Below are 15,914 nucleotides of genomic sequence, written 5' to 3'. Positions count from 1 at the left end.
TCGGAGAAGAAGCCATGAAGGCATTCGTTGTCGACAGATACAAAAAGAAAGGTGCGCTGCGCTTGGCCGACGTGCCAGAGCCGGAGTTGCGCGACGATGATGTCCTGGTTCGCGTTCGTGCAACTGGCGTGAACCTTCTGGACTCCAAGCTCAGGGACGGAGAATTCAAGCTCATACTGCCGTATCGTCCGCCTTTCGTTCTGGGGCACGATGTTGCCGGGATAGTCACCAAGGTTGGCAGCAAAGTCGGGCGGTTCAAGGTGGGCGACGAGGTCTATGCACGACCGCGCGATCATCGGATCGGAACGTTCGCGGAATTCATTGCCGTGAATGAAACCGACGTGGCGCTAAAGCCCAAGAACATCAGCATGGACGAAGCCGCCTCCATCCCGCTGGTGGGGCTGACCGCCTGGCAGGCGCTGGTCGAGGTGGCCAAGTTGAAGCCTGGACAGAAGGTCTTCATTCAGGCCGGCTCCGGCGGTGTCGGAACTTTTGCCATACAACTCGCGAAGCATCTCGGGGCGACAGTTGCGACCACGACGAGCACGAGAAACGTCGAGCTGGTCAGAAGCCTCGGTGCGGATTTGGTCATCGACTACAAGACGCAGGATTTCGAGAAGGTCTTGTCGGGCTACGATCTGGTCCTGCACAGCCAGGACGCCAAGACGCTTGAAAAATCCCTGCGCGTGCTCAAGCCCGGTGGCCTCCTCATTTCGATTTCGGGGCCGCCGGATCCCGATTTCGCCAAGGAACTAGGGTTGAACCTGTTCCTGAGGCTTGTAACGCGCCTGCTTAGCCGCGGTGCGCGGAAGAAAGCCAAAAGCCTAGGTGTGCGCTTCGCATTCCTGTTCATGCGTGCGCAGGGGCAGCAGTTGAGGGAAATCACGTCCCTGATCGAATCCGGCGTGATCCGTCCGATCGTGGACAAGGTCTTTCCGTTTGAGGAGACCGGGGAGGCGCTGGCCTATGTCGAGACCGGGCGTGCGAGGGGTAAGGTCGTCATCACGGTCGCGGACCCGAAGCCGTAGCAGCCTCACCGGATTTGCGGTGCCGCGCTGCGACATCGCCGCTCCAACAGTCTTCTCGATAATATGATGATAATCATCTTGCAGCCGTCATCCCAAGGAGCACATCATGGCAGACACGCATCTCACCGCACCGACCCGCATCATCGAGGTGGAGGGTGACCGTTTCGCCTATCGTCGCTGGGGCAATCCGGGGTCGGGACAGCCTCCACTCTTCTTCCTTCAACATTTTCGCGGTGGCATGGATCATTGGGACCCCCTCATGACCGACGGACTGGCAGCGGGCCGCGAGGTGATCTTGTACGATTACCGGGGCTGCGCATCGTCAACAGGCGTGCCGCGCACCCTCATCGAGGACATGGCGGATGACGCGGCAAAGGTGATCCGCGCGCTCGGTCTTTCCAGGGTCGACGTCGCGGGCTTCTCGCTCGGGGGGATGGTGGCGCAGGATCTGACACGGCGTCATCCCGATCTCGTCCGTAAGCTCATGCTGCTCGGCACTCAGCCGCGCGGTGGAAATCCCGATCCTAATCCGAAGATCTTTGAGGCCGCGCCTCGACCAGTTCCAACCGTCGATGACTTCTTGTTCTTGTTCTTCGGTCCGTCCGAAGCGGCCAAACAGGCCGGCCGCGACTTCTGGAAGCGCCGTCACCAGCGCAAGGATCAGGATCCGCCGAGTTCGCCAGAATTAATGCAGGCTCAGATCGCCGCGAACACGGCCTTTGTCGCACCGCTCGACCAGGAAAAGCCATTCGCCCATCTGAGTGAAATCTCCCAGCCGACTTTGGTCATCAACGGTATCAATGATGTCATGATCGCCACGATCAACTCCTGGCACATGGTTCAGAACATTCCGAATGCTCAGTTAATCGTCTACCCCGATGCCGGTCACGGGGCGCAGTTCCAGTATCCCGACAGATTTCTGAAACACGCCATCCAGTTCCTGGCCGAGTAAACGCGCCGCGCCTTCCTACCGGAGGGCGCCACCATCTGCGGGCGCTCCAGGGCACGTCAGGAGGAAATATCCATGTGCACCGCAATCCGAACATTAGCGTCCCGACTGACCGAGAAGTCGCGAGCCTTCCTCGATCTTCTTTGTACCCTTGATGATCCTTATGGTGACTATCGGCTTGCACTTGGGGCACGCGTTTTGATCCATCTCGAGGCCGAGGTGAGGGCACTTCGGTCACAATTGGGGAAACCCACGGGAAGAGCAACCATACCAGCAATGAACCACTGAAGAGATAGATCTACAGAGTTGATATCGGAAAGCTCGCCAGGCACCAAACGCATCCGAGGAAGCAGCATGACTCAATCCAGCCGCGACACCCAAACTTCTGTAAAGGACGTTGCACTCATTGTCGGCGGCGGTCCGGGTATCAGCTCGAGTTGCGCCAGGCTATTCGCGGAAAACGGCATGCATGTCTGCGTCGCGGCCAGAAATCCTGACAAAGGGGTCCTTGAGATTCTCGAGAAGACGCATGGCGTGCGTCGATATGCCTGCGATGCAAGCGAACCAACAGCCGTGGCACGGCTTTTCGAGAATATCGTTCAAGACGTCGGGAACCCGAGGCTCGTCGTGCATAACATCGATGGCCGGGTCCCCGGGATCTTCCGCAAGAACGTGATCGAAGCCGACCCGGTCATGGTGCTCGAAACTGTTCGAAACTCGGCGTTCAGCGCGTTTCTGGTCGGTCAACAGGCAGCTCGGCTCATGCTCGCAAACGAACCCGACGCCAACGGCGCGAGAGGAACGATCATCTTCACGAACGCCAGCGCGGCGCTCAAAGGCTTCCCATCAAGTGGCGCCTTTGCAATGGCATGTCACGCCAAGTCGGGACTTGCGCAAAGCATGGCGAGAGAACTCATGCCGCAGGGGATCCACATAGCGAATGTGCCGATCGACGCCGCGATTGGCTGGACCCAGGAAGACGGCACTCGCGCGCACCGGCTGGCGGGGACAACTGTCGACGACAATATGGCAGACCCCGACCATATCGCGAAAATCTATCTGCAGCTTCATCGGCAGCATAGGTCGACCTGGGCGTTCGAAGTCGTGCTCCGGCCGTGGGTCGAGAAATGGTAGTTAGCAGCGTTGGAGCGCAACTACGTCTGAGCAATGTTTGAGATGCTCGCCCGACGTCCATCGAGCTATTGTCATGAACCAAAGCAGGCCCGCTCAGACTGCCGCTTTCGTCTTACGCTTGCGCGAGGGAATCCCAAGCTCGGCGGACAGATCGAATCTCTCTGTGGATATCTGATCCGCTAGTTCACGGAGCTTCGCCGTTTTCGCGCTTCCCATGATCTTTTCGACGTGACGGTTGGCAATCGCCCAATGCTCTATCGCCTTTCCCAGGCGCGTTCTGCCTTTGGACGTCAGCAGCGCGTGCTTCACGCGCGCGTCGAGCGCGTCCTGCATCAGCTCGACCAGCCCGTCGCGGACCAACGGCGTCAGAGCGTGCGTGATGCCGGAGACGCGCAGAGACAGCTGGGATGCCAGCTCCTGAAGCGTCGGCCCGGCAGCATTGCCTCGATTCGTCGGCAAAGTCATTGCATCGATCTGCGTCAGCAGGCTGACCTGTGTTCCGCGCAGTCCGGTCGGAGCCAATGCTTCGTCGTAAAGTTGACCGAGGCGGCGCGAGGCGCGCCGCAACGCCGTGTTCGTGCAGGCGACCTGCTGTAGGCCCGTCAATGCCTCGCTGACGTCCAGCCTCCCGGACGATTTCCTGGTTGTCGTGCCCATGACACCTAAATGCCCTTTTACCGCGGTCGCGGCAAGATCCGGCTCCTCGACCCCGCTTCCCGGAGGACCGTTCCGGGCTGCATTCAGCACCGGAACGGCGATGCGATTGATGCCGGTGAGGGCCGGCGTGGGCCCGTCAGTTCACGCCGTAACGCGATGCGGGTCGTCCCGTCTGCGAGGCCGCGACAAGGCCGCCGCGAGCGGCGTCATAGGCCTCCCACAGGCGCGCGTCGTCGACAGAGGGAAGCGTGATGGCTTCGCCCCGATCATACCCAGCGAGCGACGCGTCGACCATGTTCTCCGCCGTCATAATCGAGGACTGGTTCAACTGCGACAGCGGAACGCCGGCGATGTCCCAAAGCTCGGTCGAGGTTGTGGCGGGAAGCACCAGCTGGACCGTGACTCCGGTATTTGCCAATTCCGCCTGGAGGCCGCGGCTGAAATTGAGAACATAGCCCTTGGTGCCGCTGTAGACGCTGCTGATCGGCAGCGAATGCAGTGAAAGTACCGAAGCCACATTAATGATCGAGCCGGAGTTCCTCTCCAGGAAATTCGGAAGGACTGCCTGCGTAAGCCGCGTCAGGGCGGTGATGTTCAAAGCGATCATCGACGCTGCCTCGTCGGTCGAGGTGGCAGACATCGGCGCCAGCTTGGCGCTGCCGGCATTGTTGACAAGCATGGTGATCCGCTTTTCCGCCGCCAGGTGCTGCTCGACGCGACCGAGGTCGGCGGCATCGGTGAGATCCGCCGCGACGATTGCGACCTTCGTGCCGTGTTTTTCCTGAACTTCCTTGGAAAGCGTGGCCAGGCGGTCGGCTCTGCGTGCGACGAGCATGAGATCGAAGCCTCGGGCGGCCAGACGCCGCGCGTATACGGCGCCGATCCCAGCCGAAGCTCCCGTGACGACTGCGACGGGTTTGCTCGATGAATTGTCAGACATGAATTCGCTCCATTTGATGAGTACTCAAGTATATGGAGTCATCTGGTCCGCGCGCAAGGTGTAGTCTTATTTTCTCGAAACGGCCGACACGCGCAGGATCGCCTTGGAGATCATGACGCATTCACACGACGTCATTTAGGTCGGAAATTTACTGATTTTCAGCCAAGTACATCGGCCGTGCAGCCGAGGCGCACGGGAGGGAGGCGAACTGAATGCTGCGGCCTTCGCTACGCTTTCATGTGTGCGAGCAAGCGTTTGACCGCTGCGCGTCAAGTGCTGGCTGCTGCAAAGCAGTGCCTTCGATTGAATCTTCGTAGTGTTGGCCCCACCTCCGAAGCGAAAGGAGTATGGGACTAAGGCTCTGGCCGAAGGGAGAGATTTCATATTCCACCCTCGGCGGAATCTGCGGATACGCATGGCGCACGATGACACCATCGGCCTCCAGTTCACGCAGCTGAAGGGTCAACATTCTCTGCGTGGCGTTAGGGATCGCTCGGGACAGCTCCATGAACCGCTTCTTGCCGGCAAAGAGATGAAACAGGATCAGCGGCTTCCAGAGCCCACCGATCACGGACAGCGTCACTCCCACGGCACATCCGCTTTTGGCGTCAAACCTTCTGGGGCGCACCGGATACCTCCCTAAACCTGACGCGTTCGTCGCCATTGCAGAACAGGCTCTCAGATCAGAGTAGTCATATCACATGATGACCGTACTACAATATGTACGTCCTGCATTCAATATGCCAGGACTCGCTGCTCGCGCTTCGGGGCATCACGTCGCAATGTAAGGCGGTGCCTGGACGAGGGGCGATACGTTCATAAATGATAGTACCCGCGTTAATTGTGCCTTCTTGAGCTCTGGGAGGCGCGCGCCTAGGTCCGTCGACAGCGAACACGGACCCGAGGATATTGCGATGGCGTTCAAGGCACTGCTGGCAGCAAAGACAGATGAGAAGATTTCGACCAGCGTGGTCGAAATGAACGAACAAGATCTCATGCCCGGCGACGTTACGGTTGCGGTCGATTATTCAACCGTGAACTACAAGGATGCTATCGCCATTAGCGGACGCGGGGAGATCATTCGCCAGTTTCCCCTGATCCCCGGTATCGATTTGGCTGGGACGATCGAGGCATCATCCTATCCGGGCATTGCGGTCGGAGACCGCGTCGTCGCCAACGGCTGGGCGCTAAGCCAGACCCATCACGGCGGGTACGCCCAGAGGGCGCGGTTGAAGGGCGAGTGGCTCGTGAAGATCCCGGCGCCATTTTCAACAAAAGATGCAATGGCGATCGGCACGGCGGGTTATACAGCTATGCTGTCTGTGTTGGCACTCGAACATGGCGGCCTCACACCGCAGCGCGGCGACGTTCTGGTTACCGGCGCCAATGGCGGCGTCGGTTCGATCGCCGTCGCAATACTGTCCGACCTCGGCTATCGCGTCGTTGCGTCGACGGGACGTCTCGAAGAAGCCGCTTATCTGCGGGATCTCGGCGCCGCTGAAATCATCGATCGGCGGACGCTTTCGGAGCCGGGCGCCCCGATCTCGCGCGAGCGTTGGGCTGGCGCAGTCGATTCCGTCGGCAGCCATACCCTGGTGAATGTACTGGCTCAGACGCAGTATCGCGGCGTGGTCACAGCCTGCGGCCTTGCTCAAGGCGTGGATCTTCCCGGAACGGTCCTGCCTTTCATCTTGCGCAATGTCACTCTTGCCGGGATCGACTCGGTCAATGCCCCGCAGGAGGTGCGGATCGAGGCCTGGTCGCGGCTGGCACGCGATCTCGATCTGGGAAAATTGGCGCGGACCACACAGGTCGTCGGCCTCACGGAGGTCCCCGATGTCGTGCGACGAATGTTCGCGGGAAAAGTGCAGGGCCGCACGGTCGTCGATGTTAACGCGTGATTTCCGCCGTGACGATTGCGCGGCACGGCGCGCGTTGTCCAACCAGTTTCAAGCCCAACCAGAACGTTACGAGAGTTGCCTGCCGATCGCAGGCTAGCCGTCCGCACCCAAAGGATTTCCCATGAGTTCAGCGCACCTCTTCGCCCCTCTCAAGCTTGGCCGCTACACGCTCTCGCATCGTGTGGTGATGGCGCCCCTCACGCGCATGCGCGCGGCGGTCCCCGGCAATGTGCCCACGGATCTCGGAGCTGAGTATTATTCACAGCGCGCGTCGGCTGGCGGTCTGATCGTTACCGAGGCCTCGCAGGTCACGCCTTCCGGGCAAGGCTATCCGGCGACGCCCGGCATTCATTCGGCGGAACAGATCGCAGGATGGAAGAAGATCACGAATGCAGTGCACGCCAAGGGCGGCGTCATTTTCATGCAACTTTGGCACGTTGGACGCGTGTCCCATACCAGCTTCCAGCCGGACGGCGCGCTGCCGGTGGCTCCATCGGCGATTGCACCTGCCGGCAAGTCGTTCACGCCGTCGTTCCAGATGGTGCCATTCGAGACCCCCCGCGCACTTGAGATCGGGGAGATTCCGGGAATCATCGAGGCTTACCGCGAAGGCGCGCGCAACGCGCTGGCCGCAGGATTTGACGGCGTCGAGCTCCACGGCGCAAACGGCTACCTGATCGAGCAGTTTCTTCACAGCAAGGCCAATCGCCGCACGGACGCTTATGGCGGTTCGGTCGAAAATCGGTCCCGTCTGCTGATGGACGTGATGACCGCGCTGGTCGAGGTCTGGGGCGCTGATCGCGTCGGCGTGCGGTTGTCGCCTTTCGGTACATTTAACGACGTCGGCGACGCGGACCCAATCGGACTCTACAGCCATGTCCTGAGCCGGCTGGCTCCTCTCGATCTCGCGTACGTTCACATGATCGAAGCCCGCGACACCGATGCCGGTGAAGCCGGCGCGCCGCTCGCGATCCATGATTTGCGTCGGTTCTGGCCCGGAACATTGATTCTCGCGGGCGGCTTCATCGGTCCGTCGGCCGACGCTGCGATCCGCGCTGGCCAGGGCGACGCCGTCGCTTTCGGCAGGCACTTCATCGCCAACCCGGATTTGCCGCGCCGTCTGCAACTCGGCGCAGCGCTCAATGCCTACAATCGCGCGACGTTCGCAGGTGGCGGCGCGGCCGGTTACACCGACTATCCACTACTGCAATCGGCCGAAGCGGTGGAGTGAATCCAATGAAAGGTCGCGCAACTGCCCGAATGCGGCGGTCCGGACCGTCAGGCAGGATCAGCAAACCTCAGCGAGCGCCGGACCGGGACTGTGCACGTCAACGGGCACTGCGGTTCCTCACGCCTTATCTGACTGATTTCTCCAACGTCCTACATCCATAGAATTCCAAATAGGAATTGAAGGAAAGTGACGGTGCTCATCGTCTCCTGTGACAGCGAAGGCAACGGTCAAAACTTGACAGTTCTATTTTAGAACGATTTACTCGATCTGCTGATGGACTGAAAGGACGGACCTGCCCGTTTGAAGGCGGCCGCGCCGCGCTTCCGAAAAGGAGGCACCAGGGAGGAATGGCATGAGTAGCGTGGACGAGTTCACCGCGGCCGAATTGCTGGACGGCCTGCCTTCCAGAGTACACGAGGTGTATGCGCCCTTCGTGCGGGACATCCCGGATCATCCGGCCTTCGTGGAAGGCGGGCGTTCGTGGAGTTACCGGCAGTTTTCGGAGGCCGTCGACGCCGCGGCGAAGGATCTTTCCGATTTGGGGATCAGGCCTGGCGATCGCGTGATGATCGCGAGCGAGAACAGCGTGGCTCTGGGGGCAATGCTGTTCGCGGCGAGCAAGCTCGATGCGTGGGGCATCGCGGTGAATCCTCGCCTGTCGGCCAGAGAGATCGACTTGATCGGGACGCACAGCGGCGCCAGGCGCGCGCTATTCAATTCGGCCCTCTCGAAGGAAGCGGCCGATCACGCCAAACGCGTCGGGGCAAAAATCGGCGCTGTCGGGCCGTTTGGTGGAATCGGCGTCGGTCCTCTCAACGAGGACGCGCAAGCCGAACCCGTCGAGAGGGATGGCGCCCGCCAGGTCGCGGGCCTTCTCTACACTTCGGGCACCACCGGCGCTCCGAAAGGGGTCATGTTGAGCCACCGCAACCTCCTCGTTGCCGGGAGAGTTTCGGGACTGCTTCGCAAAAATCGTCCGGCCGACCGCATCTACGGCGTGCTGCCGATGTCCCACATCGTCGGGTATTCCATTCTGCTGATTTCAACGCTGATGCACGGCAGCACCCTGCACGTCATCGCCAAGGCCGATCCCGCTGCGCTCGCTCATGCCATCGCCGAGGAGGGAATTACCAGCCTGTTCGGTGTGCCGGCCACGTATCAGCGTCTGCTCGAACACAAGGCTGTCAAGGGCATCCGGCGGCTCGAGCGAGGCAAGTTGCGGCTCATGTCCGTCGCCGGCGCTCCGCTCGACCTCGATCTCAAGAAGCGGATCGAGGACGAGTTCGGCATCCCGCTCTTGAACAACTATGGCATCACCGAATGTTCGCCGGGCCTCTCGGGTGTCCGATCAGATCATCCTGTTTCCGACGAGTCGGTGGGCCCCTTCCTTCCCGGTATCGAGCACCGGATCGTGGACGGGCAAGGCAGGACGGTGGCGACCGGCGAAGTGGGCGAACTGCACGTTCGTGGTCCTAACGTGATGCTCGGCTACTATCGCGCTCCGGAATTGACGGCTGCTGCGATCGATAGCCAGGGCTGGTTCAACACAGGGGATCTCGCCCGGGTGAACGGCGAGGGCCATCTCTACATCGCCGGCCGCACCAAAGAACTCATCATCCGCTCCGGCTTCAACGTGTACCCCGCCGAGGTGGAGGCGGTTCTGAATGCGCACGATCAGGTCGTGCAATCGGCTGTCGTGGGACGAACGGTCGATGGCAACGAGGAGGTCGTCGCGTTCGTGCAGCTGTTGCGTGGTGCTCGCGTCAGCACGGAAGATCTGAAATCGTACGCCGCCCAGCAGCTCACGTCATACAAGCGTCCGACCGAGGTGGTCGTCCTCGAGGCTCTGCCTTCGGCCTCCACCGGCAAGATACTCAAACACAAACTGCGCGAGCTGGCGATCGCGCGAACGAGCGCCAAGACGTCCGATGCGGCGGCTGCTGGCTGACGCATTCCGGGAAAACGCGTTCGACATCGAAATGGAGCCTTTCAAGGAAAGAATTGTGAGCGACGCATTCGTCGCCGGAGGGAGCGATCAATGTTCAGGAACACCATGATAGCAGTCGCGCTTGCGACATCGATAAACGGTGCGCCCGCACGTGCGGAGACGCCCGGGGTCACCGAGTCCGAGGTGAAGATTGGGGCGACTTTTCCGTTCAGCGGCCCCGCTTCGCCGCTCAGTAATACCGGAAAGGGCCTGATCGCTTACGTCAGTTCTATAAACGATCGGGGCGGCATCAACGGACGAAAGATAAACCTCATCGCCTACGACGATGCTTACAGTCCGCCCAAGACGGTCGAGCAAACCCGTAAGCTCATCGAAAGCGACGAGGTCGCCTTCCTGTTCGGTCCGCTGGGTACCCCCGGCATCAGTGCCACCATAAAGTACGTCAGCGCCAAGAAAGTGCCTCATCTTTTCGTGGTCAGCGGAGTCACCAAGTTCACCAATTTTGCTGAATTTCCCATGACCACGACGGGGTTGCCGAGCTACGATACGGAGGGACGAATTTACGCGAAGTACATCACTCAGACCCGTCCGGACGCGAAGATAGCGATCCTCTATCAGAACGACGATTTGGGTAAGGACTTCGTCAATGCATTCAAAGGCTACCTGAAGGACGATTTCGATAAGAAAGTCATCGTGTCCTCTTACGAGGTGACCGAGCCGACGATTGATTCCCACGTTGTGTCGCTGAAGGCGTCCGGCGCCGAAGCGTTTTTGGTCGCGGGCACGCCAAAATTCGCAGCACAAGCCATCAAGAAAGCCGACGAGATCGGTTGGAAGCCTCTCTTCCTGATCAACTTCGTTTCGAGCTCTGTCTCTTCGACCATTGTCCCCGCGGGGCCAGAGAAGGCCATAGGCATCGTCGCTGCGACGGTTACCAAGGATCCGAATGACAAGAAGTGGGCCGACGACCCGGGCATCAATTGGTACCGTGACCATTTCGCCAAATACCTTCCGGGCGCCGATATCGGCGATGCCAATTATGTGTTCGGGACGCAGCAGGGACAGATTCTGGAGCAGCTACTCAAGCAGTGCGGCAACGATCTCTCGCGCGAGAACATCGTCAAGCAATCGCGGAGCATACGCGGGCTGTCGCTGCCCACCGTAATACCGGGCATTACGATCAACACAGGTCCCGAGAATAGCATGGCGTACACGCAGCTTCAGCTCCAGCGCTGGACCGGAAGTTCGTGGGAGCAGTTCGGGGACGTGCTCACTGCGGGCCAAAAATGAGCTCACCTGTTGAAGCCAGAGTGGACGGCGCGGCTTGCTGAGTTTGCGTCGGAAAGTTCGCGCGAAATTCTAACTCACGGAGTGCAAATGGTCACCGACGTGCTTTTCCGGCCTTTCAACCTTAAAGGGCTGAAGCTGCCGAACCGGGTCGTGATGGCCCCGATGACGCGGTCGTTCTCTCCCGGCGGAATTCCAACCGAAGAGGTCGCGCGGTACTACCGCCGCCGTGCCGAAGGAGCGGTCGGATTCATCATATCGGAGGGTACGGGCGTGGATCGCCCGGCATCCCTGAACGATCCGGATGTTCCCCGCTTTCATGGCGAGAAGGAACTGGCCGGGTGGCGCCGCGTGGTTGAGGAAGTACACGCCGCGGGCGGCCTGATGGCTCCACAGCTATGGCATGTCGGAGCGGTTCGCACGCGCGCCCAGAATTGGTCCCCTCCCGGTGCCTATGACAGTCCGTCCGGCCTGTCGCGACCGGAGAAGAAGTTCGGCGAGCCGATGAGCGAAGAGGATATCGCAGACGCCATTCGCGCTTTCGCCGATGCGGCGCTTGCGGCAAAGCGCTTGGGATTCGACGCCGTCGAACTGCATGGGGCGCACGGCTATCTGATCGATCAGTTTTTCTGGGAGGGTACCAATCGCCGCGAGGATGCCTATGGAGGCAAGGATCTGCCCGGCCGGGCCCGGTTTGCCGCCGATATCGTCCACGCGGTGCGCAGGTCGGTCGGAGCGGATTTTCCGATATTGCTCCGGATCAGCCAATGGAAGCAGCAGGACTACGAAGTAAAGCTGGCCGATACGCCTCGGGCGTTGGAAGCCTGGCTCAAACCTCTGGTCGACGCGGGAGTCGACATTCTGCATTGTTCCCAACGCCGGTTCTGGGAGCCGGAGTTCGGTGGCTCCGATCTGAATTTCGCCGGATGGGCCAAGAAGGTGACCGGAGTACCGACGATTTCGGTCGGGTCAGTCGGTCTGACCGGCGAATTCATCGCCGCATACGGCGGAGAAAGCTCCCGTCCGGCGTCGCCCGACGAGTTGATCCGCCGGCTCGACCGCGAGGAGTTTGACCTTGTCGCGGTAGGGCGGGCGCTGCTTCAGGACCCTCAATGGCTGCTGAAGGTACGCGACGGCCGGACGGAAGAGCTCATGGCTTTCGAACGGGCCGCGTTCGCGGCACTGAGCTAATCACCGATGAAGAGGCGCTATTCAAATCTTCGGTATCTGGTGTTTCGGCGAACGTTCCAAACTGGTTGGGAAATAATGGTCGGCTGTATGCCGATCGGCGGGGAGGACCCTGCGTGTCGTTGTGCAGTCGTCTGCAAGCATTTGGAGACCAGCAAATGAGCGAGACTAAAACCCAACCCGGCCAAGTCCGGACCGAAGTGCACGGGCATGTCTTCAAGATCATCATCGACAACGTGGCGAAGAAGAACTCGTTCAGTCCGCAGATGATGGCGCAGATGTCGGATGCGATGACGCTTCTGGACCGCACCGACGACTACTGGGTCGGTGTGCTCTGCGCCGAGGGCCCGGACTTCACGGCGGGCCTTGATATGCCGAAGTTCTTCGGACCCAAGGCCGAGAGTGCCGAGATCAAGCCCGGCAACATCGATGCGTTCGCGCTGAAAAGCCGGTGTCGTAAGCCGATCGTGACAGCAGTGCAGGGGATCTGTTTCACGATCGGTATCGAAATGATGCTGGCTGGCGACATCGTCGTGGCAGCCGACGATGCCCGATTCTGCCAGATGGAATCCAAGCGCGGGATTGCGCCCCTTGGTGGTGCCCATTTCCGATACTTGACACGGGCCGGATGGGGAGATGCGATGTATCACCTGTTCTTGTGCGACGAGTTCAACGCAGCGCGGGCCTACAAGGTCGGATTTGTTCAGGAAGTCGTTGCTCCCGGCCAGCAGATAGGTCGAGCGATGGAGATCGCGAATCTGATCGCCAGGAACGCGCCGATCGGCATTCAGGTGACCAAGGAAGCCGCGCTGAAATACATCGAGGCCGGTGAAAAAGCTGCGATCGATTACATCCCAAAGATCAAGGATCGCGTTTTCAGCAGCGAAGACATGAAAGAAGGCATCCAGTCTTTCGTGGAACGTCGCCCGGCAGTGTTCCGCGGGAAATAGTAATCGCGCGGATCGCGCAGCAGAACCTTGCCCACAAGCTTGAGGATTTGACTATGGGAAGCATCAAGAAGGCATTCGATCTGACCGGCAAGAATGCTCTTGTTACAGGCGGCTCCCGTGGCCTTGGGCTGCAGATCGCCGAGGCGCTAGGCGAGCAAGGGGCTCGGGTCTTGATTTCGTCTCGCAAGGCGCCAGACCTGGAAAAAGCCCAGGCGCATCTTGCTGGTCTCGGCATCGAGGCGGAGTGGATTGCAGCGGACAATTCCAAAGACGAAGACGTCAAGCGGCTTGCCGGCGAAGCGATCAAGAAAGTCGGACGGGTGGATATTCTGGTGAACAACGCAGGCGCAACCTGGGGCGCGCCGACCGAGGATCACCCGATCGAAGCGTGGGATAAGGTGATGAACCTGAATATCCGCTCGCTGTTCCTGCTCAGCCAACAGGTTGCGAAGCACTCGATGATCCCCAACAAATATGGCCGCATTATTAACCTTGCTTCAATCGCGGGCCTGTTCGGAAGTTCCGGGGATATGCAGATGGTTGCCTACAATACAAGCAAGGGCGCGGTGGTTAATTTCACGCGGGCTTTGGCGGGGAGTTGGGGGCGCTACGGAATTACGGCCAATGCTTTGGCGCCCGGCTTTTTCCCGTCGAAAATGACGAAGGGCACGATCGAGGCCGTCGGTGTCGAAAAGCTCGCCGCGGGCGCGCCGCTGCGCCGCATCGGCGACGAGGACGATCTGAAAGGCGCCGCGGTTCTTTTCGCCAGCGACGCCGGCAAGCACATCACCGGACAGATCCTTGCCGTCGATGGCGGCCTGACTTCGGTGATATCGGGCTAGCGGATCACCAGCGTCAGCGTCTCGGCAACCTGCGCCGATGTTTGGCTGTTCTCGATCTCAAGGACCGCGCTGTCCTTGATCAGCAAGCGCCCGGCGCGGCTGCGAAGAACGCTATGACGATTCTGTTGAACGGGGACCGCAATACTGAATAACGTTCGGGCTCCCTGGGGTTTCACTAGTGTTTCCGGCTCCGGCGGCTCCGCCTCCGCTAGCGGCCAAGAACGCAAGGCGCCGGTGCAAAGGACGAGAGAGCGTGACCGAAGCGAACTGGGATTTGTTTTGCTTGTTTTCCGTGGTGGCGAGGACCGGAGGCGTCAATTGCGCGGCGCACGAGCTCGGTATGAGCCCGCCGACTGTAAATCGGCCTAGGGTCATGCCGTTGCAGATGTCGTCAGTAACGCTCTGAAAGAAATCAAGAACATCCGGTCAAGATGGGGTCACCATCCGCGCCGATCGGGACCCCGCCGTGACGCAGAGTCCTCTATTCACGTCAAGCAATTGCCGGCGTTGGTTCAAGGGGCGTAGTTCGGGGCCGATAACAACTATCCGACGTTGCGGTGCCCTCGTCCATATCGACGTCCACGATTTGCAAGGATCATGTTTCTCGGCATCGATCTCCGCACCTCGGCGGTCAAGACCGTCCTCTTCGATCGCGCTCAACGCGTGATCGCGAGCGCGGGTCGGCCGTTGATTGAGGACGGCCTCGCCGCGTCCCGGTCTTGCTGTATGTTGCGATGAGCCCTTAGCCCGTATTCTTGACCGCCTCAGCAAGCATGGCGTAAAGCTGGCGCTTGCTGAATTCATTAGGCTGCTGCCTCTCCAGCGGTTTCGATACCTTCTTTTCCGCCGGACTGGCACAGGCGGCCGACAACGCTGGTCTTCGCTTCGGGACTGGTCTTATTCTGGGCTTTGCTGCTGGCGGCTTGTGACCACGCCTCAAGCGCAATCGAGTGAGCCTCCCGCAAACTGCGTTACGGCTACACCCGAGTGCGCGCGCGATCTGTGCGGCGCTGTGTCCCAATGCCCAAAGTTCTTTGAGCAGCGTTACGTCTTTCTCATCCCAACTCATGGGAGATACTATAACGCCGGCTGCCAGCGAACGGCTAGTCTAGTCTTCGTCTGGCTCGCGCACGACCGGCGGTTCGTCGGCGAGGTCCTCTTCTTCTTCTTCTTCCTCATCGTCATCTTCGTCTTCATCAGGATCGCGGGGCGGCATCGCGTTGCCGATGCTCACGAGCGGACTCCAGTCGATCAACCCAGGAGAAAAGACCTCGGTGATGTGTTGTTTCATGTTGTTCCTCCTCAAGAAATGCCAATGACCGGATGCGAAGACCTGACCATGGATTGAGATGGTACCCGATTTGAACTCTTACTACCGCTCGGGCGTTCAAACCTTCGGAATGAGCATCCTTGGAGGCGGAGGGAGCTCGAGGAACCTGAGCCCGGAAGGAGTGGCTCCATGGCCCGTATTCAGAAAGATAGTCAGATAGTCACGCAGATCACTATCGTCGAAGCCGAACCGGCAAAGCAGACGGAGGCGCTCTCGCTGATGGCTGATCGAGCCCGATTCATGGCGCGCCAGCCGGGCTTTGTGTCGATCAGCTTGCATCGAAGCCTCGACGGTCGGCGCATCGTCAACTACATCCAATGGCAAAATCGCGAACAGCTGCATTCTGCCCACCAATCGCCGGGCTTCCGTAAGGAGTGGGGTAAGTTTGATACTTTGACCGATCAAATCGATCCCCATCTCTATGAAGTTGTCGAGGTTCTGGACGCCGAGTAAGCGGCGTCACGCTTGCATCGAGATCCTGGGCAAAGGCCTGACGTGTGGATCGGCGTGCCCATTGAGCCTACAATCG

At 60.0% G+C, this 15,914-nt stretch carries 16 protein-coding genes; 11 read left to right on the top strand and 5 right to left on the bottom strand.

From position 1 onward, the window contains the following. Positions 1-14: 14 nt before the first annotated feature. From GWG65_RS22855 to GWG65_RS22845, 3 genes are all read left to right on the top strand, one after another. The gene (locus GWG65_RS22855; RefSeq protein WP_275197826.1) at positions 15-1,028 is read left to right on the top strand and encodes an NADP-dependent oxidoreductase; all 1,014 of its coding nucleotides are present in this window, start codon (positions 15-17) and stop codon (positions 1,026-1,028) included. Positions 1,029-1,134: 106 nt separating this feature from the next. Continuing rightward, positions 1,135-1,980 carry an alpha/beta hydrolase gene (locus GWG65_RS22850; RefSeq protein ID WP_275197825.1) on the top strand — a complete coding sequence of 282 codons (846 nt, stop codon included), beginning with the start codon at positions 1,135-1,137 and terminating at the stop codon, positions 1,978-1,980. Positions 1,981-2,331: 351 nt separating this feature from the next. Continuing rightward, complete coding sequence (locus tag GWG65_RS22845; RefSeq protein WP_275197824.1) at positions 2,332-3,111, top strand: SDR family oxidoreductase; 780 nt, start codon at positions 2,332-2,334, stop codon at positions 3,109-3,111. A gap of 93 nt (positions 3,112-3,204) precedes the next feature. Here the strand turns inward: GWG65_RS22845 and GWG65_RS22840 are convergent, their stop codons facing one another. The 3 genes from GWG65_RS22840 to GWG65_RS22830 all read right to left on the bottom strand — a co-directional run bounded on the left by GWG65_RS22840 (position 3,205) and on the right by GWG65_RS22830 (position 5,297). Continuing rightward, positions 3,205-3,768, bottom strand: coding sequence for a MarR family transcriptional regulator (locus GWG65_RS22840; RefSeq protein WP_275197823.1), 564 nt, complete (start codon positions 3,766-3,768; stop codon positions 3,205-3,207). Between the two features lie 136 nt (positions 3,769-3,904). Next, positions 3,905-4,708 (bottom strand): SDR family oxidoreductase, encoded by an 804-nt coding sequence (locus tag GWG65_RS22835; protein ID WP_275197822.1) that lies wholly within the window; start codon positions 4,706-4,708, stop codon positions 3,905-3,907. A gap of 235 nt (positions 4,709-4,943) precedes the next feature. After that, on the bottom strand, positions 4,944-5,297 hold the full coding sequence (locus GWG65_RS22830; RefSeq protein WP_275197821.1) for a helix-turn-helix domain-containing protein: 354 nt from the start codon (positions 5,295-5,297) through the stop codon (positions 4,944-4,946). Positions 5,298-5,622: 325 nt separating this feature from the next. Here GWG65_RS22830 and GWG65_RS22825 point away from each other — a divergent pair, with 325 nt between their 5' ends. From GWG65_RS22825 to GWG65_RS22795, 7 genes are all read left to right on the top strand, one after another. Further along, positions 5,623-6,609: an MDR family oxidoreductase gene (locus GWG65_RS22825; RefSeq protein ID WP_275197820.1), complete on the top strand. Its 987-nt coding sequence runs from the start codon at positions 5,623-5,625 to the stop codon at positions 6,607-6,609. 121 nt (positions 6,610-6,730) lie between these two features. After that, positions 6,731-7,840, top strand: coding sequence for an alkene reductase (locus GWG65_RS22820; protein WP_275197819.1), 1,110 nt, complete (start codon positions 6,731-6,733; stop codon positions 7,838-7,840). A gap of 352 nt (positions 7,841-8,192) precedes the next feature. Continuing rightward, entirely contained in the window at positions 8,193-9,788 is a 1,596-nt protein-coding gene (locus GWG65_RS22815; RefSeq protein ID WP_275197818.1) for an AMP-binding protein, read from the top strand. Between the two features lie 105 nt (positions 9,789-9,893). Beyond that, positions 9,894-11,078: an ABC transporter substrate-binding protein gene (locus GWG65_RS22810; RefSeq protein WP_275197911.1), complete on the top strand. Its 1,185-nt coding sequence runs from the start codon at positions 9,894-9,896 to the stop codon at positions 11,076-11,078. Between the two features lie 87 nt (positions 11,079-11,165). Then, the gene (locus GWG65_RS22805) at positions 11,166-12,266 is read left to right on the top strand and encodes an NADH:flavin oxidoreductase (protein ID WP_275197817.1); all 1,101 of its coding nucleotides are present in this window, start codon (positions 11,166-11,168) and stop codon (positions 12,264-12,266) included. Then, positions 12,188-13,213 (top strand): crotonase/enoyl-CoA hydratase family protein, encoded by a 1,026-nt coding sequence (locus GWG65_RS22800; protein WP_275197816.1) that lies wholly within the window; start codon positions 12,188-12,190, stop codon positions 13,211-13,213. The genes GWG65_RS22805 and GWG65_RS22800 overlap by 79 nt, the downstream gene beginning before the upstream one ends. A gap of 53 nt (positions 13,214-13,266) precedes the next feature. Then, positions 13,267-14,055 (top strand): SDR family oxidoreductase, encoded by a 789-nt coding sequence (locus GWG65_RS22795; RefSeq protein ID WP_275197815.1) that lies wholly within the window; start codon positions 13,267-13,269, stop codon positions 14,053-14,055. 742 nt (positions 14,056-14,797) lie between these two features. Here the strand turns inward: GWG65_RS22795 and GWG65_RS22790 are convergent. Further along, positions 14,798-15,124: a GcrA family cell cycle regulator gene (locus GWG65_RS22790; protein WP_275197814.1), complete on the bottom strand. Its 327-nt coding sequence runs from the start codon at positions 15,122-15,124 to the stop codon at positions 14,798-14,800. Positions 15,125-15,163: 39 nt separating this feature from the next. After that, complete coding sequence (locus GWG65_RS22785) at positions 15,164-15,346, bottom strand: hypothetical protein (protein WP_275197813.1); 183 nt, start codon at positions 15,344-15,346, stop codon at positions 15,164-15,166. A gap of 168 nt (positions 15,347-15,514) precedes the next feature. Between GWG65_RS22785 and GWG65_RS22780 the strand changes: the two genes are divergently transcribed. Then, on the top strand, positions 15,515-15,838 hold the full coding sequence (locus tag GWG65_RS22780) for an antibiotic biosynthesis monooxygenase family protein (RefSeq protein ID WP_275197812.1): 324 nt from the start codon (positions 15,515-15,517) through the stop codon (positions 15,836-15,838). Positions 15,839-15,914 lie beyond the last annotated feature (76 nt).

The organism is Bradyrhizobium sp. CSA207 (assembly GCF_029051685.1).
In the GTDB taxonomy this organism is placed as follows: Bacteria; Pseudomonadota; Alphaproteobacteria; order Rhizobiales; family Xanthobacteraceae; genus Bradyrhizobium.
This window is presented reverse-complemented; position numbering and strand designations above follow the sequence as displayed.

Coding starts and splice junctions, on each gene's coding strand:
- GWG65_RS22820 (WP_275197819.1), top strand. CDS start 6,731: ATGAGTTCAGCGCACCTCTTCGCCCCTCTCAAGCTTGGCCGCTACACG.
- GWG65_RS22850 (WP_275197825.1), top strand. CDS start 1,135: ATGGCAGACACGCATCTCACCGCACCGACCCGCATCATCGAGGTGGAG.
- GWG65_RS22825 (WP_275197820.1), top strand. CDS start 5,623: ATGGCGTTCAAGGCACTGCTGGCAGCAAAGACAGATGAGAAGATTTCG.
- GWG65_RS22800 (WP_275197816.1), top strand. CDS start 12,188: ATGGCTGCTGAAGGTACGCGACGGCCGGACGGAAGAGCTCATGGCTTT.
- GWG65_RS22790 (WP_275197814.1), bottom strand. CDS start 15,124: ATGAGTTGGGATGAGAAAGACGTAACGCTGCTCAAAGAACTTTGGGCA.
- GWG65_RS22840 (WP_275197823.1), bottom strand. CDS start 3,768: ATGGGCACGACAACCAGGAAATCGTCCGGGAGGCTGGACGTCAGCGAG.
- GWG65_RS22810 (WP_275197911.1), top strand. CDS start 9,894: ATGATAGCAGTCGCGCTTGCGACATCGATAAACGGTGCGCCCGCACGT.
- GWG65_RS22795 (WP_275197815.1), top strand. CDS start 13,267: ATGGGAAGCATCAAGAAGGCATTCGATCTGACCGGCAAGAATGCTCTT.
- GWG65_RS22845 (WP_275197824.1), top strand. CDS start 2,332: ATGACTCAATCCAGCCGCGACACCCAAACTTCTGTAAAGGACGTTGCA.
- GWG65_RS22780 (WP_275197812.1), top strand. CDS start 15,515: ATGGCCCGTATTCAGAAAGATAGTCAGATAGTCACGCAGATCACTATC.
- GWG65_RS22855 (WP_275197826.1), top strand. CDS start 15: ATGAAGGCATTCGTTGTCGACAGATACAAAAAGAAAGGTGCGCTGCGC.
- GWG65_RS22805 (WP_275197817.1), top strand. CDS start 11,166: ATGGTCACCGACGTGCTTTTCCGGCCTTTCAACCTTAAAGGGCTGAAG.
- GWG65_RS22785 (WP_275197813.1), bottom strand. CDS start 15,346: ATGAAACAACACATCACCGAGGTCTTTTCTCCTGGGTTGATCGACTGG.
- GWG65_RS22815 (WP_275197818.1), top strand. CDS start 8,193: ATGAGTAGCGTGGACGAGTTCACCGCGGCCGAATTGCTGGACGGCCTG.
- GWG65_RS22835 (WP_275197822.1), bottom strand. CDS start 4,708: ATGTCTGACAATTCATCGAGCAAACCCGTCGCAGTCGTCACGGGAGCT.